The organism is Verrucosispora sp. FIM060022 (genome assembly GCF_003977705.1).
GTDB classification, from domain to species: domain Bacteria; phylum Actinomycetota; class Actinomycetes; order Mycobacteriales; family Micromonosporaceae; genus Micromonospora; species Micromonospora gifhornensis.
On the sequence record NZ_RQIV01000012.1, the window covers coordinates 84,229 to 109,152 of the forward strand.

At 71.0% G+C, this 24,924-nt stretch carries 15 protein-coding genes and 1 pseudogene; 6 read left to right on the forward strand and 10 right to left on the reverse strand.

What is annotated here, in order from left to right; translation table 11 throughout:
* Nucleotides 1-9: 9 nt before the first annotated feature.
* From EG812_RS25650 to EG812_RS25680, 7 genes are all read right to left on the reverse strand, one after another.
* Nucleotides 10-1,497 (reverse strand): sugar transferase, encoded by a 1,488-nt coding sequence (locus tag EG812_RS25650; RefSeq protein WP_126713053.1) that lies wholly within the window; start codon nt 1,495-1,497, stop codon nt 10-12.
* Between the two features lie 208 nt (nt 1,498-1,705).
* Complete coding sequence (locus EG812_RS25655) at nt 1,706-3,469, reverse strand: substrate-binding domain-containing protein (protein WP_043725606.1); 1,764 nt, start codon at nt 3,467-3,469, stop codon at nt 1,706-1,708.
* A 144-nt stretch (nt 3,470-3,613) separates the two neighbouring features.
* Nucleotides 3,614-4,651: a lactonase family protein gene (locus tag EG812_RS25660; protein WP_126713054.1), complete on the reverse strand. Its 1,038-nt coding sequence runs from the start codon at nt 4,649-4,651 to the stop codon at nt 3,614-3,616.
* 92 nt (nt 4,652-4,743) lie between these two features.
* Nucleotides 4,744-5,346, reverse strand: coding sequence for a GTP-binding protein (locus tag EG812_RS25665; protein ID WP_013735585.1), 603 nt, complete (start codon nt 5,344-5,346; stop codon nt 4,744-4,746).
* Nucleotides 5,327-5,716 carry a DUF742 domain-containing protein gene (locus tag EG812_RS25670; protein WP_043725610.1) on the reverse strand — a complete coding sequence of 130 codons (390 nt, stop codon included), beginning with the start codon at nt 5,714-5,716 and terminating at the stop codon, nt 5,327-5,329. The genes EG812_RS25665 and EG812_RS25670 overlap by 20 nt, the downstream gene beginning before the upstream one ends.
* Nucleotides 5,706-6,125, reverse strand: coding sequence for a roadblock/LC7 domain-containing protein (locus tag EG812_RS25675; protein ID WP_013735587.1), 420 nt, complete (start codon nt 6,123-6,125; stop codon nt 5,706-5,708). Before EG812_RS25675 ends, EG812_RS25670 begins: the two co-directional genes overlap by 11 nt.
* Complete coding sequence (locus EG812_RS25680; protein WP_126713055.1) at nt 6,125-8,920, reverse strand: sensor histidine kinase; 2,796 nt, start codon at nt 8,918-8,920, stop codon at nt 6,125-6,127. Before EG812_RS25680 ends, EG812_RS25675 begins: the two co-directional genes overlap by 1 nt.
* Before the next feature lie 347 nt (nt 8,921-9,267).
* Between EG812_RS25680 and EG812_RS25685 the strand changes: the two genes are divergently transcribed.
* The 3 genes from EG812_RS25685 (at nt 9,268) to EG812_RS25695 (ending at nt 11,363) form a co-directional block, all read left to right on the forward strand.
* Nucleotides 9,268-9,858, forward strand: a complete 591-nt coding sequence (locus EG812_RS25685) for a hypothetical protein (RefSeq protein ID WP_126713056.1) — start codon at nt 9,268-9,270, stop codon at nt 9,856-9,858.
* A gap of 10 nt (nt 9,859-9,868) precedes the next feature.
* Nucleotides 9,869-10,786 carry a hypothetical protein gene (locus EG812_RS30335; RefSeq protein ID WP_126713057.1) on the forward strand — a complete coding sequence of 306 codons (918 nt, stop codon included), beginning with the start codon at nt 9,869-9,871 and terminating at the stop codon, nt 10,784-10,786.
* A gap of 193 nt (nt 10,787-10,979) precedes the next feature.
* Complete coding sequence (locus EG812_RS25695; RefSeq protein WP_013735591.1) at nt 10,980-11,363, forward strand: hypothetical protein; 384 nt, start codon at nt 10,980-10,982, stop codon at nt 11,361-11,363.
* Between the two features lie 135 nt (nt 11,364-11,498).
* Here EG812_RS25695 and EG812_RS25700 read toward each other — a convergent pair whose 3' ends face one another.
* Nucleotides 11,499-13,310 (reverse strand): glycoside hydrolase family 6 protein, encoded by a 1,812-nt coding sequence (locus tag EG812_RS25700; RefSeq protein WP_126713058.1) that lies wholly within the window; start codon nt 13,308-13,310, stop codon nt 11,499-11,501.
* Between the two features lie 529 nt (nt 13,311-13,839).
* Here EG812_RS25700 and EG812_RS25705 point away from each other — a divergent pair.
* Nucleotides 13,840-14,883, forward strand: a complete 1,044-nt coding sequence (locus EG812_RS25705) for a GVDTG sorting domain-containing protein (protein ID WP_126713059.1) — start codon at nt 13,840-13,842, stop codon at nt 14,881-14,883.
* A gap of 1 nt (nt 14,884) precedes the next feature.
* Nucleotides 14,885-15,568 (forward strand): class F sortase, encoded by a 684-nt coding sequence (locus EG812_RS25710; protein ID WP_126713074.1) that lies wholly within the window; start codon nt 14,885-14,887, stop codon nt 15,566-15,568.
* Nucleotides 15,569-15,654: 86 nt separating this feature from the next.
* Here EG812_RS25710 and EG812_RS25715 read toward each other — a convergent pair whose 3' ends face one another.
* On the reverse strand, nt 15,655-20,709 hold the full coding sequence (locus tag EG812_RS25715) for an NAD-glutamate dehydrogenase (RefSeq protein WP_013735596.1): 5,055 nt from the start codon (nt 20,707-20,709) through the stop codon (nt 15,655-15,657).
* 290 nt (nt 20,710-20,999) lie between these two features.
* Between EG812_RS25715 and EG812_RS25720 the strand changes: the two genes are divergently transcribed.
* Nucleotides 21,000-22,949: a penicillin-binding transpeptidase domain-containing protein gene (locus tag EG812_RS25720; RefSeq protein WP_013735597.1), complete on the forward strand. Its 1,950-nt coding sequence runs from the start codon at nt 21,000-21,002 to the stop codon at nt 22,947-22,949.
* An 893-nt stretch (nt 22,950-23,842) separates the two neighbouring features.
* On the opposite strand, the pseudogene EG812_RS29780 reads toward EG812_RS25720, so the two are convergent.
* Nucleotides 23,843-24,833, reverse strand: a pseudogene (locus EG812_RS29780) (arginase family protein); the annotation flags it as partial.
* Nucleotides 24,834-24,924 lie beyond the last annotated feature (91 nt).

Sequence of the window (24,924 nt, forward strand, 5' to 3'; positions counted from 1 at the left end):
CCGGTCGGGTCAGTACGCGCCCCGGCTGTTGACCACCGCGCCGAAGGTCTTCCAGAGGATCGTCAGGTCGGCCGCCAGTGACCAGTTCTCCACGTAGTAGAGATCCAGCCGGATGCCGTCCTCCCAGCTCAGATCCGACCGGCCGCTGACCTGCCAGAGGCCGGTCATGCCCGGCTTGACCAGCAGCCGGCGGGCCACGTCGCCGTCGTAGCGGGCCACCTCGGACGGCAGCGGCGGGCGGGGGCCGACCAGGCTCATCTGCCCCAGCAGCACGTTGGCCAGCTGCGGCAGCTCGTCCAGCGACCACTTGCGCAGCAGCCGCCCGACCCGGGTCACCCGCGGATCGTCACGCATCTTGAACATCAGACCGTCGGTCTCGTTGCGCGCGGCCAACTCGGCCAGCAGAGCATCGGCGTTGACCACCATGGTGCGGAACTTGAAGACGCCGAACTCCCGACCGCCCTGCCCGACCCGGATCTGCCGGAACAGCACCGGGCCGCGGCTGTTCAGTTTGATGGCCAACGCGATGACCACGAGCAACGGCAGCAGCAGCGCCAACGCCACGAGCGAGATCGACCGGTCGACGAAGCCCTTCACCAGCTTGCGGATGCCCCGGAACTCGGGCGCCTCCACGTGGATCAACGGCAGGCCGGCCACCGGGCGGGTGTGGATGCGCGGGCCGGCGACATCCGTCAGCGCCGGGGCGAGCACCAGATCGATCCCGGTGCCCTCCAGTTGCCAACCGAGCCGGCGCAGACGGGCGGCGGTGAGTTCACCGCTGGCGGTGACGGCGACGGTGTCCGCGCCGATGGCGGCGGCGGCCTCCGGGATGCCTCGGAACGAGCCGACCACCGGCACGTCGCCGAGCCGCTGGGCCACCGGGGCCAGCAGGGCGTCCGGGATGCACGCGCCCACCACCTGGTAGCCCGCGTACGGCTCGCGGCGCAGGGTGTGCACCAGCTCCAGCACGTGCGCGGTGTCGCCGACCACCAGCACCCGCCGGGACCAGCCGGTCCCCGCCGAGCGGGCCCGGTGCAGGCGCTTACGCGCGGCGAACCGGGCGAGTTCGAGGCCGACCAGGCCGACGGCGAACGAGATCGCCAGGAATCCCCGGGACACGCCGACGTCGGCGATGTAACCGGCGATGGCCACCGCACCGGCCAGCCGGAGACTGGCCATGCTGACCCGCCGGTACTCGTCCGCACCGTAGCCGATCACCCGGTCGTCGTAGCAGCGCATCGCCTTGAGCGACAGCAGCCAGGCCAGCACCAGCCCGGGAGCGACCAGGACGTACGGCACGTGGGTGCCGCGCGGAGCGGCCTCACCGAAGCGGGCCGCGTAGCCGGCGAGCACCGCCAGGGTCAGGACGGTGGCGTCCAGCACCACCAGGGTTCGCACGTAGGCCCGCTGGGCACCGCGTATCGAGTTGCTCGATGACGCCGTGCCGTCGGGTCTTGTTGAAGATCTGGCGGGGGTCAACAGCGTCGCCGAGGTCACCAGCCCTCCCACTTCGCTCGCCGACGGCACGGGTCCGGCTCGACTGAGAGCCGGAGCTGCCGATGCACGTCGACATCCTCCCCTGAAAACAATGACGGCCAATTGCTTCCGACGTATTGCCGTCACTTTCCGTGCCGGGTAACCAGCCGGAAGCTGGCCTGTGGTAAGGGTTTCCCCGATACCGCAGGGCTCGCTCTTGAGGCGCTGATCAGGCTGGCGCCTTCCGCAGGGCGATCGCTCGCAGGAAGATGTCACCGATCTTAGTCGGGTCCGCGGCGACGAACGCACCCCCACCGGCGCTCTGTGCGATGGTGTCCAGCTCCGCCTTGCTGACCTCGGTGCCGATGCCGATGATGATCACCTGGATCGGCTGATCCGGGTCCTTGATCCGCTTCAGCTCGGCGAGCAGCTGCCGCTGCGAGATGCCGTCGGCGTCCTCGTTCTTGCCGTCGGTGAAGAGCACGATCGAGTTGACCTTGCCCGGCTCCCAGTTCTGCTGCACGTCCTTGTACGCGGCCAGCAGCGTGTCGTACAGACCGGTGTCGCCGCTCGACGAGGTGATCGTGTCCAGGCTCCGCTCCAGGGTGCTGCGCTGCCGCGACAGCGGGCCGGTCGGCACCACCTGACGGTAGTCACGCGAGCCGTCCAACCGGGTGGAGAAGACCCACAGGCCGATCGACCAGGAATCGTCGAACAGGTTCAGACCCCGCCGGGCCGCTTCCGCGGTGACCTGCTGCCGGGTCGCCCCGTTGGCGGTCGGCACCGCCTTCTTCATCGAGCCGGACACGTCGATGATGCAGAGCATCCGACCGGAGAGGGTGGCGATGGACCAACTGGAGACGGCCCGCTCCACCGCGTCCGGCGCCAGGCCACCGGCGGCGATGCCGCCCTGGGGAGGTGGCGCCGCGGAGGGGTCACCACCGGCCGGGCTCGGTGCGCCCTTCGGCGGCTCGAAGCCGCTGCCCCAGTTGCCGTCCGGCCCGCGTAGCGCCTGGGCCGCCAGCTTGTCCTTGAACGAAGGTGTGGTGAGCACCTCGAACAGCACCCGGGCGGCAGAGTCCTTGGCCGGCTCGATGCCCGGCAGCACCGCGTACGGGTAGTCCAGCGGCAGCGGCGACGGCTTCAGGTAGAGCGCTGCCAGCGGTACCGGCGGCTTCTTCGCGTTGTACTGGATGACGTCCTCTTCGGACAGCGCCGCCGCGCCCAGCGAGCTGGCCAACGTGGTGCCGTCCGACGCGGTGGGGAACTTGGCGAGCAGGTCCTGGCGCAGCGCCGAGGCGCCCGAGGCCAGCGCCCGCAGCGCGCCGATGCGGTCCTGCTCGGCGGTGGCACCGCCGGCGGAGGAGGCCGCCGTCATCAGCGACAGCAGTCCGGACAGTCCGGCGGCGTCGCGGGTCGGCTCGACGATGCCGGTCTTCAGCGGCCGGTCGCTGTTGACCCGGGCCAGTAGCTCGGTCCAGCCGATTTCCTGCTGCGGCCAGCCCAGCACCTCGGCCCTCGGTTCCGGCATGGCGACCACCACCGGGCTGCTGGCGATGGAGGCGCCGTTGCCCGGCGCGAAGGCCGCCGCGCCACCGGTCTGCAACCGCAGCAACCAGGTCGAGGAGTCCGGGATCCAGACGTCGGGGCTCACCGCCGTGCCGCTGGCCTGACCGACGCCGGCCAGGGTGGCACCGTGCTTGGCCGCCACCACCGCCGCCACCTCGACCGCGTCGGCGGCCGCTACGGTCACATCGATGCAGGTGCCGTCGACTGCGGCACCCTTCTGCTCCCACTCGGAGGCCGCCGCGTCGACCGCCGGCGCGAGTTCGGTCGCGACCGCGACCGACAACTCGATCTTGCCAGAGCAGTCCGGGCCGGCGAGCTGGCGATAGCCCACCCACCCACCGGCGGTGACGACGAGCACGCCGACCGCTGCTGCGGCGGCGGCACCGTGAATACCTGAACGCATGCGATGGCGGCCTGCTGACACGCTGACCATCTTGCGGACCCGGCCATGGGACTGCCATGGCCGTTCGGACGAAAGTTACAGAGGAGAAACAGTTTACCGCGATTTAGTAACTCTGAGTGACGACTCAGCGGCGCAATGTGGATGGATCGCTGTCCACCACCACGATCAGGGCAGAACGCAAGTAGGGCTGGGAATCGGCAACGGCTCACCGATCGCCACCGGCACCCCGGTCTCCCGATCGACCCGGAAGGTGCGCACCATGTCCGCCCGCTCATCCGCGACGTAGAGATGCGCTCCGATCAACACGAAATGGCGGGGCCATTCACCGCCGGTCTCCACTTCATCGACCAGTTCCGGTAGACCCGCCCCGAGCGCGAAGACGGAGATCGTGCCGACCCCCCGATTGGCCAGGTAGAGATGGCGACCGTCCGCGTCAACGGCGATCTCCGACGGCTGGACGTGCCCGGCCCGGTCGCTGGCGTCGACCCGCCCGCGCTGGTGCAGCACGCTGTCCTCGTCCGCCTCGTAGACCAGCACCGACCGGTCCAACTCCCCGGAGACGTAGCAGCGGCGTCCGTCCGGATGCCAAGCCAGGTGGCGGGGGCCGGCCCCCGCGGGCGTACGCACCCGGGGTGGCCGAGGCACCAGCCGTCCGGAGGCGTCGTCGAGGTCGTACCGGTAGATCGAGTCGGTGCCGAGATCGACCGCGAGCAGCGGCTTACCACCGACCCCGGGCGAGACCATGTGCGCGTGGGCCCGCTCCTGACGCTCCGGATCCGGCCCGTGACCGGAATGCTCCACCACGTCGCTGCGCTCGCCCGGCACCCCGTCGGCGTCGAGCGGGAAGACGGTCACGCTCCCGCCACCGTAGTTGGCCACGAACAGGAACCGGCCGTCCGGCGCGACGGCCAGGTGGCAGGGCTCGGCCCCGCCGGTCGCCCACGAGCCGATCTCGGTCAGTTCGCCCTCGGGCCCCACCTGCCAGGCACTTACCTGCCCGTCGGGCAGCTCGTTCACCGCGTAGAGCACGGGCCGGCGGGGATGACGGGCGAGGAACGACGGCGAGGCGGCGACCGCGACGGTGCCCAGCGAGGTCAACTCGCCGGAGTCCCGGTCACGTCGGACGGCGACGATCCCCGCGCCCCGGCCGCCGCTGTGCGCGGTGTATCCGCCGATGTAAACGATCTCGCCTCGACCTGCCACCAGGTGTCACCTCTCCGCTGGACACTGCCTCGCCATCAGAAACCTTCCCCCGACACCGCCGGGTTAGACCTGCCGCCCGGTGCCGGCGGTGGTCACGCCGCCGGCACCGGCTCGCCCCGCTGCCGGGCCACGTGCTCGACCAGGGAGATCAGCACCGCCTTGCCGGACTGCCGGTCCCGGGCGTCACAGAGCACCATCGGCACGTCCGGGTCGAGGTCCAGGGCCCGGCGTACGGCCTCCAGACTGAACCGTTGCGAGCCGTCGAAGCAGTTGACCCCGACCACGAACGGCACGCCCCGCTGCTCGAAGTAGTCGATCGACGGGAAGCAGTCGGCCAGCCGGCGGGTGTCGGCGAGCACCACGGCACCCAGTGCCCCGAAGGCCAACTCGTCCCAGAGGAACCAGAAACGGTCCTGTCCCGGCGTACCGAACAGGTACAGCTGGAGATCGTCGTTGATGGTGATTCGTCCGAAGTCCATCGCCACCGTGGTCGTCGACTTGCCCTCGACGCCGGAGATGTCGTCGGTGTCGACGCCTGCCCCGGTGAGGATCTCCTCGGTCTGCAGCGGCCGCACCTCACTCAACGCGCTCACCAGAGTCGTCTTGCCGGCGCCGAAGCCACCGGCGATGAGGATCTTCAGCGCGATCGGGATCCGAGAACCCTGACGCTCGGCGTCATAACGCACGGAGTCCATCCACCACCGCCTTGAGGATGTCGTTGTCGGGCAGGTACGTGGCGCGCGGCGGTTGTTGCACGGCGACCAGTCCCCGGGTGAGCAGATCACCAAGTAGCACCCGGACCACACCCACCGCCAGATCCAGATCGGCGGCGAGTTCCACCACAGGCGTGCCCCGGCCCGCCAGTTCCACGAGCAGCCGGTGCTCGGGATGCAGTTCCGGGTACGCGCCGAGATCCGGGTTCGGGCTGGCCAACACGTACGCGACCAGGTCGAATCCGTCCGCGCAGGAGCGCACCCGGCCACCGGTCAGGGTGTACGGCCGCACCACCGGCCCGGCGTCGTCGTCAAGCCACTCGTGTCGGTGCCCCGGTAAGTCAGTCCGCATCGGCGGCACCCAGCGACGCCCGGACCGGTGCCTGCAGGTTCTCACCGACCCGGGTCACCAGCATGGCCATCTCGTACGCGACCAGCCCGATGTCGGCGTCCGTGTCGCTCGCCACGGCCAGGCAGGCGCCCTGCCCAGCCGCCGTCACGAACAGGTACGCGGACTCCATCTCCACCACCGTCTGCCGGACCGGTCCGCCGGCCAGGTGCCGGCTGGCGCCTCGGGCCAGGCTGGCGAGACCGGAGGCCAGGGCACACAGGTGTTCGGCGTCGGCCTGGTCCAGTTCGGCGGAGGAACCGAGCAGCAGGCCGTCCGCCGACAGCACCACCGCCCGCCGCGCGGCGGGCAGGCGCTCCACCAGATCGTCGAGCAACCAGTCGAGATTGGCACTCTGCCTCGTCGATTGCATCAGGCGTCCCTCTCAGTAACGGTCAGGGATTCCACGGTGACCGGTCCGCCGGGTGGCGGTCCAGCCTCGTCGGTGCTCGTTTCCCGGTTCGCTGCGGCGGTCTCGTCCGACGGACGCCCGGCGGGCGGGTCGCCCTGCCCCTCCCGGCCGGTGGAGCCGACCTCCGCGGGGCGACCGTCGGCCGACTGCGTACGCGCGGCGGCCAGCCGGCCCTGCGCGGTGCCGGACTGCAGCGCCGACATGAACCGACGTGCCTCCTCCGGGCTGCGCGGCGTCGGCTCGGCCAGCCGCCCGGCGCTGCCTGCGGGGATCGTCAGGGGCTGACGCAGGGTCGGCCCGTCGAGTGCCCCCGATCCGGGCGACCGGCGGGTCAACGCGGGCAGTGGGATGGTCGGGGCGTCCACCACGGCACCGCGGTCCGTCGCGGTCGGCACCGTCCGCCCCGAGGCCCCGTCGCCGCCCGCAGACACGGCCTCCCCCGGCGACCCGGCGGCCGACTCAGCCTCCGTCCCGCCCGGCCCCACGCCCGACCCGGCCGACTCGGCGCTCGACCCGGCCGACGCGGCGCTGGCCCCCGCGGGCTCGGCGGGGGTGGGTCCGGGGGCGGCCTCAGCGGTTGGTTCCGCCGCCTCGGTGGTGGAACTGGAGGCGGTCGGCTCGGCGGTGGAGCCGACCGGACGCCGTCGGATGCGTCGGGGCAGACCGTCGGATTCGGCCGCACCGACGGTCGAGGCCTGGCTCGGGCCGCCCAGCTTCGTGGATGGGCGGGACGACTGCGGGCGCTCGGACGTCCCGCCACGGGTACGTGGTCGGGGGACGGTCGTGAGTCGGGTGGCCCGGACCAGCCGCCGCTGCTCCATGCTGGCGTCGTCGCCACCCTCCATCGCGTCGAGTGGGGGCAGCGCCGACGGCTCGGCGGTGATCAACTCGGTGGGAATCAGCACCACCGCGGTCAGCCCCGCCCCGTCCGACCGGCGCAGTCGCACCCGGATGCCGTGCCGGCCGGCGAGTCGCGCCACCACGAACAGTCCGAGCCGGGCGGTCTCCGCCGGATCGAACTCCGGCGCCCGGGCCAGCTTGCGGTTGGCCTCCTCGATGGCCTCCGCGGTCATGCCCAGGCCGTGGTCGGAGACGGAGAGCGCGTACCCGTGGGCGACGTGCGCACCGGAGACCTGCACCCGGGACTCGGGCGGTGAGAAGGCGGTCGCGTTCTCGATCAGCTCGGCGAGCAGGTGGATGATGTCGCCGACCGCCCGACCGACCGTGCCGGCGGGCTGCAGGTCCGTGATGTCGACCCGGTCGTACGACTCGACCTCGGAGATCGCCCCCCGGATCAGGTCCACCATGGCGACCGGTTCGCGCCAGCCGCGCCCTGGCGTGGCCCCGGCCAGGATGACCAGGTCCTCCGCGTGCCGGCGCAGCCGGGTCGCGAGGTGGTCGACCCGGAACAGCTCGGCCAGGTGGTCCGGATCCTCCGCGTCGCGTTCCAGCCGGTCGAGCAGGGCGAGCTGGCGGTGCACCAGTCCCTGGCTGCGACGCGCGATGTTCAGGAAGACCTCGTTGAGCCCACGGCGCAGGGTGACCTCGACCTGGGCCGCGCGGATGGCGACCTTCTGCACCTCGGTGAAGGCCTGGGCCACCTGGCCGATCTCGTCGGTGCCCTGGTCGGCCACCGGCGTCTCCCGGGCGACGTCCACCTGTTCACCCCGGCGCAGCCGCTCCACCACGTCGGGCAGGCGCTGCTCCGCGGTCTCCTTCAGCCGCCCGCGCATCAGCGTGAGCCGCTGTGCCAGGGACCGGCCGATCCGCAACGCCACCACCAACGACGCCACCACGGCGATCAGGCCGAGCAGCCCGGCGCCGGCCAGCCGGGCCAGGATGCTGACCGCCATCGGCACCGACCGGTCGGCCAGTCCGTCCGCCTGGGTCAGCTCGAAGTCGCGCAACGACTGCTGGACGGTGTCGTACCCGGACTGCCAGGCGCGCGCGTCGACGGTGACCCGTCCCGACGGCCCGGCGGCGATCAACTCGTCCTGCATCGCGCGCAGCCGCGCGAATCCGTCCTGCTCGGCCAGGCGCTGGTACGCGGCCTGCTCGGGGGCGGGCAGGTCGGCCACCGCCGAGGCGAGGAGGAACCGCTGGTTACCGATGCTCTGCACGAGCAGCGTGTGCTCGCCCTTGGCGAATCCGCCGGCGGCCAGCGCCCCGGCCAGCAGCGCATCGGTCTGCCCGAGAAGTTCCCGGGAGCGACCGAGGTCGGTCAGCGCCCGCGCCTCCCGGTTGAGATCGTGGTCGGGCAGGTTCGCCAGGGCCTCGAAGGTGTGGAACGCCGCCGAGACCAGGTCGCTGTAGAGATTGACGGCGCCGATCCGATCCAGATCCCGGCGGTCGATCGCCGCCCGTCCCGTCGGCAACGCCTCCAGCTTGCCGAGCAGCCGGTCCAGCCGTGCTTCGAGCAGCTCACCGGCGGCGTCCCGGAACTTCTCACCCGAGACCCGCAGGCGCAGCTGCGTCACTGCCGCGTCGGTGCGCTCCCGCTGCTCACGCAGCGCCGGGAGGTTGGTACGGGACGAGGCGAGCTGCACCACCGAGAGCCGCCGCTCGCGCTGCAACTCGGCCACCACCGTCTCGCCGGGCCGGCCCAGGTCGTACAGGAGAGTCCGGGCGGCCAGCAGATCGAGCGCCGGGCCGAAGGTGAGCGTGGTCGCGAATATCCAGAGCGCCAGCAGCGCGGTCACCGGCACGACGACCAGGGCGGTCAGCTTGGAGCGGATCGGCCAGTCGCGGGTGTTCAATCGGACCTCGCCCGGAAGGGTGGCTGGAGGGGCTCCGGCACGGCCGGGCAGCACCGTTGCCGGGAAACGCCCCAGTTGTCCGCCGGGGCGCCGGCTCGGGCGCCTTGGGCAGGATACGTAATCCGCGCTCGCCGCACTACCGTCCGTCGAGACTACCGGTACGTTGACGAACGTTCGGTTGACGCGCAGACCGCCCGAATCCACCCCGAACCGGCCGTTGCCGCCGCAATCGGCGGACACCGCGGCGGCTCCGTGGCCGCCAGGGGGCGACGCGGGCGAGGAAAGTGCTCCGGAACGGGATTGGCGATCAGTGGACGGAGGGAATACCTGCAGGCGAAGGAGGAGCCATGTCGCCCACGCAGATAGTCGTCACCGTCCTCATCATCCTGATCGTCGCCGCCGTCGCCGCGGCCCTGGTGGTGGCCGGCCGCCGCCGGGCGCTCCGACAGCGCTTCGGGCCGGAGTACGACCACGTCATCGCCGAACAGGACAGCCGTAGCGCCGCCGAGCGGGAGTTGCGCGAACGCGAGCGCCGGCACGCCGAACTCGAACTGATCCCCCTCGACCCGGCCGCCCGGGCCCGGTACGCGGAGGCCTGGGAGGAACTTCAGGTCCGTTTCGTCGACTCCCCCGCCGAAACCGTCGGGCAGGCCGACGAACTGGTCACCCGGCTGATCGCCGAACGTGGCTACCCCACCGGTGACTTCTCCGACCAGATCGCACACCTGTCCGTCGAGCATGCCCGCACGCTCAGCCACTACCGGGACGCGCACGAGATCCATCTGCGCAACAGCCGTGGCGAGGCCAGCACGGAGGACCTTCGCCAGGCCGTCGTCCACTACCGCGCCCTCTTCGCCGACCTGCTCGGGTCCGAGCCTGCGGCACGAACCCCGGAACAGCGCCAGCCCGACGCCGCCCACGACGCCACCAACCGCTGAGGAGACCACCATGCGGCAGCAAGAGCAGCTCAACAACGACCACCCCGAGACCGTACGGTCGACCCCCGTGCCGGTCACCGACAACGATCACGCGACGGACGAGTTCGACAGCACCGACGAGTTCGACGGCACCGACGAGCGGGGCGCCCGCGCGGAGGCCGGTGCGGACCGGAACCGGCCGTGGGACGGCCGACCGGGCGACGACGACGAGCGGGCCGAGTTCCACGACCCGGGGCCGGTGCCGACGGCCTTCGGCGCCACCTCGGTCGGCGGTGCGGTGGCCGCTTCCGCGCTGGCGAACCCCCGTCCGGAGAACGAGCCCGACCCGCGTGCGGAGCGCACCGCCCGGCCCGGCGACGGTGCCGTCGACGGCGAGCGTGAAGGGCTGCGCGCCGACCCCACGGCCGAGTTCGGCGGACGGCACGACGAGATCGACCCGGCCGAGGTGACGGAGGCCGACGATGTCGCCCGTGACGCGGGGACGCATCGGGCCGACCGCTCCGACGAGGTCGACGAGGACCGGTCGCCGGGAACCGACACCGCGGCCGCGGCGGCCGGTGGGGCCGGCTACGGCAGCGCCACGCCGGCGATGGTCGACCCGGACACGCAGTCCGCGACCGGTGTCGCCGCCAACGGGTCCACCGCCGCCGTACCGGCCGGGGCGGCGACGCTCTTCGACGACACGACGGCCCAGGGCTTCCGGGACCGCTGGCGCGACGTACAGCTGCGGTTCGTCGACGATCCCCGGGCCGCGGCCGGTGAGGCCCAGACCCTGGTCGACGAGGCCATGCAGGCGCTGTCGACCGCGTTGACCCAGCACAAGGAGAAGCTCGGCAGCTGGCAGGAGGCCGGTGCCACCGACACCGAGCAGTTGCGGGTCGCCGTACGCGAGTACCGCGACTTCCTGGACCGAGTCCTCGGTCGTTGACCACCACGAGCGGCGGGCGTCCTGCGGAAGCAGGCGTCCGCCGTTTGCTGTGCCGTCCCAGCGGCACGCTGTTCGTGCCGCCCACGGGATTCCCGTGCGCCGAGCCGGCTCGGCGGTGAGGCATGTCGTCCCACCTGGCGGGTACCCCGATGGGGGCCAGGTTGATGTGGCTGCGGACAGGAGGGCGGCAACGATGACCGAGCGTGGGCGGGAACGGCCGCTGGAGGAGCGCCCCGAGGTGGCCGCGGCGGTCGACGACGACTCCGGGGTGCCCCAGCTGATGACCGGGGGCGGTCCCGATTCGGACACCCCGGTGTTCACCGAACCGGGCGAGCGGGCCGACCGGGGCGAATCGACCGACGAGATCATCGGTGATCCGTACGCCGCCGGAACGGGTGCCACCGGCACCGGCACCGGCGCCGCTCCGGACAACATCCGCACCGGCGCGGAACAGCCCTGGGATCCCGAGGATCTGGTGGTGGCCCGAGGCCAGGATCCCACCGCGGAGAACATCGAGCGGGCGCGGCGGGAGCTGGCCGAGACCGGTCGGGCGGCGGTCGAGAAGACCGTGCCCTGACCTCACCCCCCGGCGGGGATTCCTCGCCGTGCACAGGGGTGGGCCCCTGGTCCGACCGGTGCGGTCGGACCAGGGGCCCGGGTAACCTGCCGCCGCAGTGCCTCACCTACCGCTGGCGGCGGGTGTGCCTGACTGTCAGGACAGCGGCGGGTAGGCGTTCGCCATCAGCTCGGCGAACTGCGCCGAGAACCAGGCGCCCGAGATCGGGGCGTCCGGCAGGGCGCCGCTGCGGCTGTTGCCGTTGCGGTCGTTACCGGTGTAGGTCGGGTCGCACATCCGGTCGAAGCCCTTGCCGTCGTTGTTCGGGATCTCGCGGCTGGAGCCGTCCGACTCGCCCGGGGGCTTGGCCCAGACGTACGCGTCGATACCGGTCGCCGGGGCGGCCTTCGGGCGCTCGCCCATACCGGCACCGGCCTGGTTGCACCAGTTGCCCTTGTGGATACGACGGTCGACCCGGCCACCGTCGATGAAGGCGTCCACGCTGGTCGTCGGACCCGCGGCGGTGGGCCGGTTCGGGCCGCCCCAGCCGTTGCGGGAGGTGTCGATCAGCATGCCGATGTTGCTCGGGAAGCCCTGGCGGATCAGCTCCTGCCGGAAGGCCTGAGCGAAGCTCTGCTCGTCGTTGTACCAGTTCCAGTCGATCCACTTGGCCTGCCGGACCGTCTGCCCGTTCACCGTGGCGTCGACCTTCGCGTACGGCTCGATCAGCGCGGAGTAGTTCGCGGTGTTGGTGATGAACCCGTGCACGTGGTTGACGGTGCTGCCGGAGGCGGTGGCGGCCTGCTTCAGGACCTGGGCGCTCGGGGTGAAGTTGCTGTCCCAGCCCAGCCAGCCGTGGTGTCCGGCGTCGACGTAGTTGTAGACGTTCGGGATCGAGCCCAGGGTGGCCAGGGCGTAGCCGACACCGTTCACGTAGGCGCCGTTGGCCTTCACCGTGTCGCACATGACCGTGCCACCCGGGTTGTTCGAGGTGTTCGTCACCAGGTTCGGCAGCGAGTCGACCTCGATGACGTTGATGATCCGGAGGTTGCGGTACTTGGTGTCGCGCATGATCGCCGCGATCGGGTCGATGTACTCGGCCTTGTACTTGGGCAGCTCGTTCGGCCCCAGCTCACCGTTGGAGGCGAGCGCCGCGCAGTCACGGCCGGGGAGGTTGTAGATCACGAACTGGATGTAGTCGGCACCCTGGCGCACGGCCTCGTCCAGGTGGTCCCGAACGCCCATCGGGCCGTTGGACTGGCTGTCCTCGGTGCCCTCGATGGCCGCGATCCGGTCGATCCAGACGGCGGTCGAGATGTTGGACACCCGGTTGCCGCCGGGAACCGACTCGGCCCTGGCCTTCCACTCCGGGTTCACGTAGCCCTTGGCGTTCAGGTACGGGTTGTCCACCTTGGTGCCGGGGGGCGGCGGGCTGGTGGGCGGCGGGCTCGTGGGGGGCGGGCTGGTGGGGGGCGGGCTCGTCGGCGGCGGGCTGGTCGGCGGCGGGCTGGTGGGCGGCGGGCTCGTCGGCGGCGGGTTGCCGCCGTTGCAGGCCACGCCGTTGATCGTGAACGAGGTCGGACGCGGGTTGCTACCGCTCCACGCACCGTTGAAGCCGATGCTGGCGGTGCCGCCGGTGGAAAGGTTCCCGTTGTAGGACTCGTTCTGCGCGGTCACGTTCCGGCCCGACTGGGACCACCGGGCCGACCAGCCGTTCTGCACCCGCTGGTTGCCGTCGGGGAAGGTGAAGCCCAGCGTCCACCCGTTGATCGGGTCGCCGATGTTCCTGATCGTGATGTTGGCGGTGAATCCGCCCGGCCAGTCGTTGGTCGTGTAGGCCACGTCGCACTGCGTCGCCGCGTACGCAGCCGAGACCGGCAGCGTCACCAAACCGCCCGCGACCAGCGCGCTCGCGCCGGCCAGCGCGACGGCCCGGCGTGGGCCGGACAGTTTTCTCCACAGATTCATGCCACTGATCTCCTTGGGCGAGACCGGATCCGCGTACGGCCCGGCACGTGGCCCCAGGGCGCCCTGCATGGACGGCCGCCGGTGCCAACGGGATTCTTGTAAAAGCGCCCGACCCGGACGGGCGTTGGTGGTGGTGCGGCAACCGGGGGCTGACCCGGTCGCCTCAGCGGGTGGTCGTCCGGTGTGACCGGTTGCCCTCGACTCCCTGCCTGCGCGGTGTGGCTCCGCTGACCGCGTGGAGCGATTCTTGCATGGGAGCGCTTCCATGGCAATGGCTCGATACTTCCGGAGCCTAGCGGACGACCGGCCCACCTCCCCTGCATGCGCGAACGCCGCTCGTCGACAGGGACACCGGGGACGAGTTCGGGCCGGCCCGGCATGCCGGGATCAACCATCCGCGTGGACCCACTACCGGAACTAATGCCAAAACACGAATCTTTCCCTGCATAAGTCATGAAACGGTCTAACGTCGGTTCTGGCTCGGTTGCAACCGGCCGCAGGACAAATCAGGGATGGAGTGACACAGGTCATGGCTAAGAAGATGCTCGGGAAGGTCGTGGCGGGGGCTGCCCTCGGCGGCGCCTCCCTGCTGGTGTTCGCGCCGGGGGCCGCGTTCGCCGACGGCCAGCCGCACGAGAACGAGGGCAAGGTCTTCGCCAAGCCGCACGCGGCAAAGCCCGGCGAAGAGATCAAGCTGGTGGAGATCTGCGAAAAGCCGCAGGAGAACGCCTTTGTCTGGTCCAAGGTCACCGGCAAGGTCAAGCTCGAACCGGCCCGCGACGGCGGCAAATGGGACCGCGGCGGCTGGAACGGCGAGGACGGCTCCTACGAACACGGCAAGGACGGCAAGGACTGGCCGGGCCGCGAGCACGAGAAGGACGGCAAGGACTGGAAGTCCGACAAGGACGGCAAGGACTGGCACGGCGGCGAAGAGGGCAAGGACTGGAAGGGCGGCGAAGACCGCGGCGGCGACTGGAAGCCCGGCGACGAGAGCGGCGACTGGCAGGGCGGCAAGGACGGCGGCGAGTGGAAGCCCGACCAGGACGGCAAGGACTGGCAGGGCGGCGAAGACCGCGGCGGCGACTGGAAGTCCGGCGAGGAGGGCGGCGAGTGGCAGGGCCGCGAGGACGCTCCCCAGGCCGGTGCCGGCGGAGGCGCGGCCAGCGACGAAGAGCGCGACTGGAAGAGCGACGAGCACGGCCAGGACGCGGAGGGCGAACGCGACTGGAAGGGCCGCGAGGACGACAAGCACGGCGAGAAGTCCGAGTCGGACTGGAAGGACCGCGGCGAGCACGGCAAGGGTGACGGCTGGGAGCACGAGAAGGACTTCGTCTACTACGGCGAGGCCCGGATCGCCAAGGACGCCAAGCCCGGCACGTACAAGCTGGAGGGTTCCTGCGGCGAGGGCGAGCTGGTCGTCCTGCCGCACGGTGGGGTCGACGGTGGTGACGGTGGCCTGACCGCCGGCACCGACCGCAGCATGGCCACCGCCGGTGCGGGCCTGGTCGGCGCTGCGGCCCTCGGTGGCCTGGTGCTGTTGCGTCGCCGTCGGACCGATGAGTTCGCGGCCTGACGTGACGACGAGGCGGGCCGACGGCCGTCACGGTAACCCGTGGCGCGCCGTCGGCGCCGCCGTCGTCGTGGCGCTCGCGATGGTGGGGTCCGGGCTGATCGGCGCCTCACTGAAGGGTGCCGAGACCGTCCGCCCGCCCCAACCGGTGGCACGGGCGGGAGCCACCCCGCCGGCCGACGCCCGGTTCGACGACGCCGACCTCGGCAGCGAACATGTGGCGGCCGCGTTGCCCCGCTCCGCGCCCACCACGATCAGCATTCCCCGCATCGGGGTCCAGGCGGAGATCATGTCGCTGGGCACCAATCCCGACGGCACGGTGCAGGTTCCCCCGCTGGATCAGGCGCTGCTGGCCGGGTGGTACGAACCCGGTCCGAGCCCCGGCGAGGTGGGCAACGCGGTGATCGTCGGCCACGTCGACTCGGCCGCCATCGGACCCGCCGTCTTCTTCTCCCTCGGCGCGCTGCAACCCGGCGACACCATCACCGTCGCCCGCGCGGACGGCAAGCCCGCCAGCTTCCAGGTGGACTCGGTTGTCTCCCACCCGAAGGACGCCTTCCCCACCGAGCAGGTGTACGGCCCCAACGACCGGCCCGGTCTACGGGTGATCACCTGCGGCGGCCAGTTCGACGAGGTCACCGGCGACTACCCCGACAACGTGATCGTCTTCGCCTCCCTGACCCCCTGACCGACCCACCCCCTTGACCCACCCCCGAAACGGCCCGTGGCCCGGCGGTTCTCCCGCCGGGCCACGGTTCGTCCGTCGCGATCGGATCAGGTGGCAGCCGAGGTACGGACGAGCGTCCGGATCTGCCGCAGCAGGACCGACAGGGCCGCCAGGTCGGCCCGGGACTCGTCGAACTCGCCCATCGCCCGCTCCGCCCGATGGATCGAGGTCGCGTTCGACTGCTCCCACTGCTGCACCCGCTCCAACGGCGGCAGGTCGGCCGGAGTGGAGTCGAGCACCTCGCCGGTCAACGCGGCCAACGCGGCGTACAGGTCGTAGCGCAGCGCCATCCGGGCCAACGTCTGCCACCGGTCCTCGCGGGGCAGCAACGAGATCTTCGACAACAGCGAATCGACCCGGAACCGGTCGGAGAGCACGAAGTAGACCGAGGCGACCTCGCCCACGTCGCGCCCGGAGGCGGCGGCGGTCTCCACCACGTCGAGCAGACCGAAGCTGTACATCAGACGGGTGCTCTGCTCGGCCAGCTCACGTGGCAGGCCTCGCTCGGTCATCGCGTCGATGTGCGCCGCGATCGCCTCCCGCTCGGTGCCGTAGAACAGCGTCTCCAGCTGCGGCAGCAACCGGGCCACACCGCCACGCAGCCGATCGATCTCGGCGCGTACGTCGATCGGCGACCGGCGGTTGGTCACCAGCCACCGCACCGCCCGGTCGAGCAGCCGTCGGGTGTCCAGGTAGACGTCGGTCTGCAACTCCGGGTCGACCTTGTTGTCCAGCGCCTCCACCGCGTCCCAGAGCGCACGCAGCCCGAAGACCTCACGGACCACCACGTACGCCCGGATCACGTCCGCGGCCGGGGCCGCGGTCTCCTCGACCACCCGGAAGATGAACGAGATGCCACCCCGGTTGACCGCCTCGTTGACCAGTACGGTGGTCACGATGTCGCGGCGCAGCCGGTGCCGGCCCATCCGCTCGGCGAACCGCTCACGCATCGGTGTCGGGAAGTAGTTGACCAACACCTCGTTGGTCCACTCCTCGTCGGCCAACCCGTCGGTGAGGGTCTCCTTCTCCAAGGCGATCTTCACGTACGCGAGCAGCACCGCGAACTCCGGAGCGGTCAACCCCGACTCGGTGCGTACCGCCAGTTCCTCGTCCGACGGCAGCGCCTCCAGGGCCCGGTTCAACGTGCCGGACCGCTCCAGCTCGGTGATCATCCGGCGGTGCACCGGCAACAGCGAGGCAGCCTGCGCCTGCGAGTTGTTGATCGCCCGGGCCTGGTCGTAGTTGTCCCGCAACACCAACTCGGCGACCTCGTCGGTCATCGCGGCGAGCAGTTCGTCCCGCTCGGGGACGGTCAGTTCGCCGTCGGCGACCGCGGTGTTCAGCAGGATCTTGATGTTCACCTCGTGGTCGGAGCAGTCCACCCCGGCCGCGTTGTCGATGAAGTCGGTGTAGATCCGACCGCCCGTCTGGGCGTACTCGATCCGGCCGTGCTGGGTGAAGCCCAGGTTGCCGCCCTCGCCGACCACCCGGCAGCGCAGGTCCTTGCCGTTGACCCGGATGGCGTCGTTGGACTTGTCGCCCACCTCGGCGTTGCTCTGCGTGGACGCCTTGACGTAGGTGCCGATGCCGCCGTTCCAGAACAGATCCACCGGTGCGGTGAGGATCGCCTTCATCAGCTCCTGCGGGCTCATCTGCTCGACGTCGTCGTCCAGCCCGAGCACCGCGCGCACCTGCGGCGTGATCGGCACCGACTTCGCCGTACGCGAGTAGACCCCACCGCCGGCCGAGATCAGCTCGGCGTTGTAGTCCTCCCAGGTCGAACGGGACAGCTCGAACAGCCGCCTGCGCTCGACGTACGACGACGCCGCGTCCGGATCCGGGTCCAGGAAGATGTGCCGGTGGTCGAAGGCGGCCACCAGCCGGATGTGCTCCGACAGCAGCATGCCGTTGCCGAACACGTCACCGGACATGTCGCCGACACCGACCACTGTGAAGTCCTGGCTCTGGGTGTCGTGGCCCATCTCGCGGAAGTGCCGCTTGACCGACTCCCAGGCGCCCCGGGCGGTGATGCCCATCTTCTTGTGGTCGTACCCGGCCGAGCCACCGGAGGCGAAGGCGTCACCCAGCCAGAACTTGTGCGCGACGGAGACCTCGTTGGCGATGTCGGAGAAGGTCGCCGTGCCCTTGTCGGCCGCCACCACCATGTACGGGTCGTCGCCGTCGTGCCGGACCACGTCGTCGGGCGGCACGATCTCACCGGCCACGATGTTGTCGGTGACGTCGAGCAGCGCGCCGACGAACTCCTTGTAACAGGCCACCGCCTCGTCCCGGTCGCCCGGCTTCTGCTTGAGCACGAAGCCGCCCTTGGCACCCACCGGCACGATCACGGCGTTCTTCACCATCTGCGCCTTGACCAGGCCGAGCACCTCGGTACGGAAGTCCTCCCGCCGGTCCGACCAGCGCAGACCACCACGGGCCACCGGGCCGTACCGCAGGTGCACGCCCTCGAAGCGCGGCGAGTACACGAAGACCTCGAACTTCGGCCGAGGCGCGGGCAGGTCCGGGATCGCCTGCGGGTCCAGCTTGAACGCCACGTACGCCTTCGGGCGTCCGCTGCCCGGCTTCTGGTAGAAGCTGGTCCGCAGGGTGGCCTGGATCAGCGTCAGATAGGCCCGCAGGATCCGGTCCTGGTCGAGGCTTGCCACGTCGTCCAGGGCGGTGCCCAGCTCGGCGACCAGCTCCGCGCTGCGCTGCTCACGCTGCTCGGTGGTGAGCGTGCCCGGCTCGAACCGCGTCTCGAACAGCTGCACCAGCAGCCGAGCCAGGTGCGGGTACGCGATGAACGTCGACTCCATGTAGTCCTGGGAGAAGACGGTGCCGGTCTGCCGCAGGTACTTCGCGTACGCGCGCAGCACCACGACCTGCCGCCAGGTGAGCCCGGCGTGCAGCACCAGCTCGTTGAAGCCGTCCACCTCGGCCTCGCCCCGCCACGCCGCCGCGAAGGCGTTCTCCACGTGCGGGCGTACCTCGGCCAGGTCCTGGTGCCCCTCGGGCAGTCGCAGCCCGAAGTCGTACAGCCAGATCCGCCCGTCGACGCGTTCCACCTCGTACGGGTGCTCGTCGACCACCCGTACGCCGAGGGAGTGCAGCACCGGCAGCACCGCCGAGAGCATCATCGGCTCGCCGTACCGGTAGACCTTGAACCGCACGTCCATCGACTCGTCGACGTCCGCTCCCCGGGCGACCGCACGCGGCAACGGCTGCTTGCGGAACAGGTGCATCTCCAGCTGGCCGGGCTCCTCCAGCAGCTCCAGCTTCGCCAGATCCTTCATCGCCTCGTACGGCGTGTGCCCGTCCTTGTAGCCCTCCGGGAACGCGTCGGCGTACCTGACGAACAACTGCTTGGCCTGCTCGTCGCCGAGCTTGCGCTCCAGCACCAGCCGGTAGTCGTCGTCCCACAGCCGGGTGGCGTCGGCCAACTCCTCGGCGAGCAGGTCGGCGTCGATCTCCCCGGGCGGGTTGCCCGGATCGGTACGCACGATGAAGTGCACCCGAGCCAGCATCGACTCGGTGACCCGGGTGGTGTAGTCCACCCCGACACCGTTGAGCTCGCGCAGCAGGATGTCCTGCATGCGCAGCCGGTTCTGCGTGGTGAACCGGTCCCGGGGCAGGTAGATCAGGCAGGAGATGAACCGCCCGTACGCGTCCCGGCGCAGGAACACCCGCAGCTGCCGGCGACCGGCCATCCGCAGCACGCCGATCACCGCGTGGTACAGGTCGTCGGTCTTGATCTGGAACAGCTCGTCGCGCGGGTACGTCTCCAGGATCTGGAGCAGATCCTTGCCGGAGTGGCTGCGCTGGCTCAGGCCGGAGCGGTCCAGCACCTCGGCGACCTTACGGCGGACCACCGGCAGCTCCTGCACGCTGGTCCGGTACGCGGCGGTGGAGAACAGGCCCAGGAACCGCCGCTCGCCCACCACCTCGCCGTTGTCGTCGAAGACCTTGAAACCGATGTAGTCCAGGTACGCCGAGCGGTGCACCGTGGCTCGCGAGTTCGCCTTCGTGATGATCAGCAGGCGCTTCTCGGCGACCTTCTCGTGCGCCTCCGGGGTCATCGACGACAGCGCCCGCGCCTCCGGCGAATCCTGTCGCAGAATGCCCAGCCCGGTGCCGAGCACCGCCTCCAGAGCCGGCCCGCCCTTGTCCGAGTCCGACACCAGCCGGTACTCCCGGTAACCCAGGAAGGTGAAGTGGTCGTGCGCCAGCCAGCGCAGCAACTCCACCGAGTCGGTGATGTCCTTCTCCGGCACCGGTGGCCGGTTGTCGCTGGTCCGCGCGGCGGCCAGGTCGTCGGCGAGGGAGAGGGCCTGCTGGCGCATCTTCGGCCAGTCCTCGACGGCCTCCCGCACATCGGTCAGCACCCGCTGCAACTCGCGGCGCAGCTTGTCCCGTTCCGCCGGGTCGCGGACCGGGTCGATCTCGATGTGCATCCAGCTCTCGACCAGGTCACCGGCGATCGCGTCGTCCGGTTCCACGTCGGCGGCCACCTCGATCAGCCGGCCCAGCGGCTCGCGGCGCACCACGACAAGCGGGTGCACCAGCAGGTGCACGTCCAGGTGATGGCTGTTGAGCAGCGCGGTCACCGAGTCGACCAGGAACGGCATGTCGTCGGTGACGATCTCGATGACGCTGTGATGCTGCTCTGCGTCGGGTGAGTGGATCCGCAGCTTCAACTCGCCAGGTACCCGCTGCTCGGCCAACTCCCGGTGGTCTCGGGCGGCTTCGAGCATCTCCTCGGCGGTGAAGCCGATCAGCTCCTCGTCCGGCGCGAACCGCCAGAAACGCCCCACCAGGGTCGCCGCGTCATGGTCGTCGCCGGCCAGTGCGACCGCCTGCGCCACCAGTCGCTCGGCGTTGGGTACCGGCTCGTCGAGCTCGTTGTCCTCCACGTCGCCTGCCAACGCCTCTGGTGGCAGACCCAGATCGTAGAGGGTGTCGATGCTCGAACCGGTCATGCCGGTCGCTCCTGAATCGAGCCGGCCGTAGCCGTCTCCGTCGGTTACCGTGTCGAAGCTGTCGTCCCGGCTGGTGTCAGCCTGCCGGAGGTCGGGTCCCGGTTTGATCGCCGGACGCCGGTCCATCGGTGCCACTCCCCTCGACCCACCGCGTTGTGGGTCACTCTTCCGCCAAGCCTAGGCCGACCGACCGGTTCATCCGTCGGCGGACCTATGACCGGCCTTCCGGATCTCGGACGGTCGTCCTTTCACCCGTTGCGGTACGAGGTTCGGCCGGGTCAGGAGTACCCCAGCTCATGTTGTTCATCACATCGTCACCGGCCTGTCTTTTCGCCAAACCCCGGCCGACCGGGTCAGTGCGGGCGGCCCGGACGTACTACCGTGCAGGGCAGCCTGACCAGGAGGAACCAGCGCTGATGCACCGCTCGCACCGACATCGCCACAATTGGTCACGTCTCGCCGCCGTGGTCGCCGGTCTCGTCGCCTCGGCAGGCCTGGTCGCCTGCTCCGGCGAGGACGGCCCGGAACGCACCGTCGACGCCTTCCTCAAGGGGTGGCGTACCGGTGAGCTGAACACGATCGGCTTCGTCGACCCGACCGGGGCGAAGGTGCCCGCCGCCACCGTCGCCCAGGAGATCCGGGAGCTCTCCGGCGAGTTGGTCGACGCCCCGCTCACGCTGACCCGGCAGGGCGACCCGACGGTGGTGCAGAGCACCGCCACCGCGACGGTGCGGTTGGAATGGACCCTGCCGGACGAGACGAGCTGGGCGTACGACCGTCCGGTGCGACTCACCCAGGGCCGCGACGACCATTGGCAGGTGATCTGGGAGCCGCAGATCGTCCAGGAGAAGCTCACCCGGGGTGACCGGCTGGGACTCCAACGGGTGCGGGCCCCCCGGGCCACCGTGCTCGACGCCGCCGGCGAGCCGATCGTGGCCCCGCGCGACGTGGTCCGGGTCGGGCTGCAACCCAGCGAGGTCACCGACGTCAAGGCCATGACCCGCGAGCTGGACGCCGCCTTCCGCGCGATCCGCCCGGCGATCACCCCACCGGTGGACCTGTCGGATCTGCCCAAACGCCTGGACGAGGCGAAACCGGACGCGTTCGTCGAGGTGGTCACCCTGCGCGACGAGGCGTACCGGCAGATCCGGTCGCGGATCTACGACCTGCCCGGGACGAAGTTCCAGAGCGACAAGCTCGACCTCGCGCCGACCCGGGAATTCGCCCGGGCGGTGCTCGGCACCGTCGACCCCGCGCACGCCGAGGACCTGGCCAAGCACCCCGACCGGTACGCCCCCGGCGACCTGGTCGGCCACGGCGGGTTGCAGGGCCGTTGGGACGACCATCTCCGCGGCGCACCCGGGTTCACCGTGATCATCAAGCGGCCGAAGCAGGACGGGACGCTGGAGCCGACCGGCACCGAGGTGTTCCAGCGCGAGCCGCAGCCCGGCAAGCCCGTCAAGACGACCCTCGACGTCGCCACCCAGAAGGCAGCCGACCAGGCGCTACGGGGTGAGCGACGCCGCTCCGCCCTGGTCGCCGTACGCATCAGCGACGGCGCGGTCCTCGCCGCCGCCAACGGCCCCGGCGCCGCCGGGGAGAACCTGGCCTTCACCGCGCAGGTGCCGCCGGGCTCCACGTTCAAGATGGTCAGCGCACTCGGCCTGGTGGAACGCGACGCGGTCACCCCGGACACCGACGTGGACTGCCCGAAGACCCTCGTCGTCGACGGCCGCTCGTTCAAGAACTCCAACAACTTCGAGCTCGGCGAGGTGCCGTTCCGCACCAACTTCGCCAAGTCCTGCAACACCGCCTTCGCCGCCCTGGCCCCGCAACTCGGTGCCGACGGGCTCGCCGCCACCGGCCGGAGTCTCGGCCTGGAAGGTCAGTGGCAGGTGGGCCTCGACGCGTTCACCGGAAAGGTGTCGGCCGGCGGGGGTGCCACCGAGCAGGCCGCCGCCGCGATCGGGCAGGGCACCACGGTGGTCAGCCCGCTGGCCATGGCGGCGGCGACCGCGGCGGTGGCCAAGGGGGCCTTCACTGCACCGAAGCTGGTCCTCGACCCGGCACCGGAGCCGGCCGGTGAGCCCGGCCCGGAGCTGAAGCCCGAGGCGGTCACGGCCGTCCGCGAGATGATGCGGGCAGTGATCACCGACGGCACCGGCACGGCCCTGAAGGACGTACCGGGCGAGCCGGTGCACGGCAAGACCGGCACCGCCGAGTACGACAACAACCCGAAGAACACGCACGCCTGGTTCGTCGGCTGGCAGGGCGACATCGCCTTCGCCGTCTTCGTCGAGAAGGGCGGCTCCGGCAGCGGCACCGCCGCCCCCATCGCCGAACGCTTCCTACGCGCCCTACCCTGACCCCCACCCGCCTTCCGCGCGGGCATCCATGATCGACTCCGTTTCGGCGGAGAGGCGTGATCAAAGCACCCGGATCACCGCCATTCCGCCGTAACGGAGTCGATCATCGGGGTCACCGCCCCGACCGACCCCGCCACCGATCTCATCCGGCTCGGCCGGGTCACCCCGGCCGTCGGCCGGGACGATCAGCCAAGACGACCGGGTCAGCCGGGCCCATCCGCCGAGGCATCCCGATCAGCCAAGACAACCGGGTCAGCCGGGCCTGTCGGCCGGGGCATCCGAGTCGGCCAGGCAACCGGGTCACGCGGGTCCGTCGGCCGGGGCATCCGAGTCGGTCGGGCTGGCGAGGGCGGCAGGCGGCTCAGCGACGACCGGGCGTAGACCACCGGCCGCACGCAGATCACCTATCGAATCGGCGGGCACCAGGCGCAGACCACCGGCCCCACGCGGATCATCAGTCGGTTCGGCGGCCACCGGGCGCAGACCGTCCGCACCCGGCCCGGCCTGGTCGTCCACCGCTGACCGGCGCAAGGAGCCCGGGCCAGCCGACCCCTCCTCCGCCGCCGGCCGACGCAGGGACCCCGGGCCGGCGGAGAAGTCGGTGTCGCGTGGATCCGGCACAGCGACAGTGCCCGCCGCACGTACGGCCTGCTCCGCACGGTCACCCAGGTCCCCACCGTCGGCCAGATCCGCACCGTCGGCGAGATGGGCGCGCCCATCCAGGTCCCCAAGGGCGACCAGATCCCCGCGATCGTCCGGATCCGCACGGTCGTTCGGATCCGCGTGTTCGACCAGATCCCCACGAGCGGCCTGGTCCGGGCGAGTGCTCAGGTCGCCACGAGCAGCCTGGTCCGGGACGGCGCTCAGGTCCGCACGGTCGGCACGGCCCGGCGTGCGCTCGGTGGTCCGACGGGGAGCGGGTGCCGTCCGGTCCGTCCGGCCGATGCCTGGCCGGGTCAGCGGCGGCGCGGGCGCGGTGACCGGGCGCAGGCCCGCCACCACGGTGTTGACGATCTCGGCGGCGTACGCGCCGTCCCGGTCGTAGTCCGGGTCGAAGACGGTCAGCTCGACGCCGAGGCAGTGCGGTGTGTCGACCAGACCGGCGAGCAGGATCTCCAACTCGGCGAAGGCGATGCCGCCCGCGTCGGGGGCGTCGACCGCCGGCATCACGGCCGGGTCGAGTACGTCCACGTCGACGTGCACCCAGTAGCCGGCGCAGTCGGCCAGTTGCTCGTGCGCCCACTGGGCGGTCCGCGCCGCCCCCTCGGCACGTAGCGCCGGCACCGGACGGGTGACGATCCCCGCGGCCTGCAGGTCGAGCCGATACTCGTCCTGAGCCCGGATGCCGAGCACCACCACGTCGATGTCGCGAAAATAGGGGCGTCGCCCTTCGATGGCCGCCAGGTCGGCCTGCCCCCGCCCGGTGACCAGGGCGAGGCTCTCACCGGCCGCCGCCCCGACATAGGAGGCGTTGCCGGGGTGCCGGAAGTCGGAGTGGCCGTCCACGTAAATCAGGCCGATCCGGCCGCCGACCTCCTCGCCGAGGCGGTGCATGGCCAGTGCCGAACCGAGCAGGATCGAACAGTCGCCGCCGAGGACCAGTGGGAACTCGCCCCGATCGATGATCGCGCCGACCCGATCGGCCAACGCCGCCGAGTAGTCGGCGATCTCTCGCGCGTGGCACACCCCGTCGCCCGGTCGCCAGTCACCGGCGTCGTAGCGCGGCGAGGTCAGGCAGCCGGCGTCGCGGGCCCGCAGCCGGGGCAGCAGACCCTGGTCACGTAGCGCGCCGGGTGCCTTGCCGCAGCCCGGGACCGAGGTGAGCGTGGGTGGGCGCAGGCCGAGGTTGCTCGGCGCATCGAGGACGGCGATCCGGCGCATCATGGGCCGCTGTCGTCCGCGACTGCGGGGCTCGCAAGCTCACTCCTCGCGCTCACCGAACCCACCTCCCGCTCGCGACTGCGGGGCTCGCAAG

Coding starts and splice junctions, on each gene's coding strand:
- EG812_RS25665 (WP_013735585.1), bottom strand. CDS start 5,346: ATGGACTCCGTGCGTTATGACGCCGAGCGTCAGGGTTCTCGGATCCCG.
- EG812_RS25705 (WP_126713059.1), top strand. CDS start 13,840: ATGGCTAAGAAGATGCTCGGGAAGGTCGTGGCGGGGGCTGCCCTCGGC.
- EG812_RS25715 (WP_013735596.1), bottom strand. CDS start 20,709: ATGGACCGGCGTCCGGCGATCAAACCGGGACCCGACCTCCGGCAGGCT.
- EG812_RS25700 (WP_126713058.1), bottom strand. CDS start 13,310: ATGAATCTGTGGAGAAAACTGTCCGGCCCACGCCGGGCCGTCGCGCTG.
- EG812_RS25695 (WP_013735591.1), top strand. CDS start 10,980: ATGACCGAGCGTGGGCGGGAACGGCCGCTGGAGGAGCGCCCCGAGGTG.
- EG812_RS25685 (WP_126713056.1), top strand. CDS start 9,268: ATGTCGCCCACGCAGATAGTCGTCACCGTCCTCATCATCCTGATCGTC.
- EG812_RS25675 (WP_013735587.1), bottom strand. CDS start 6,125: ATGCAATCGACGAGGCAGAGTGCCAATCTCGACTGGTTGCTCGACGAT.
- EG812_RS25670 (WP_043725610.1), bottom strand. CDS start 5,716: ATGCGGACTGACTTACCGGGGCACCGACACGAGTGGCTTGACGACGAC.
- EG812_RS30335 (WP_126713057.1), top strand. CDS start 9,869: ATGCGGCAGCAAGAGCAGCTCAACAACGACCACCCCGAGACCGTACGG.
- EG812_RS25720 (WP_013735597.1), top strand. CDS start 21,000: ATGCACCGCTCGCACCGACATCGCCACAATTGGTCACGTCTCGCCGCC.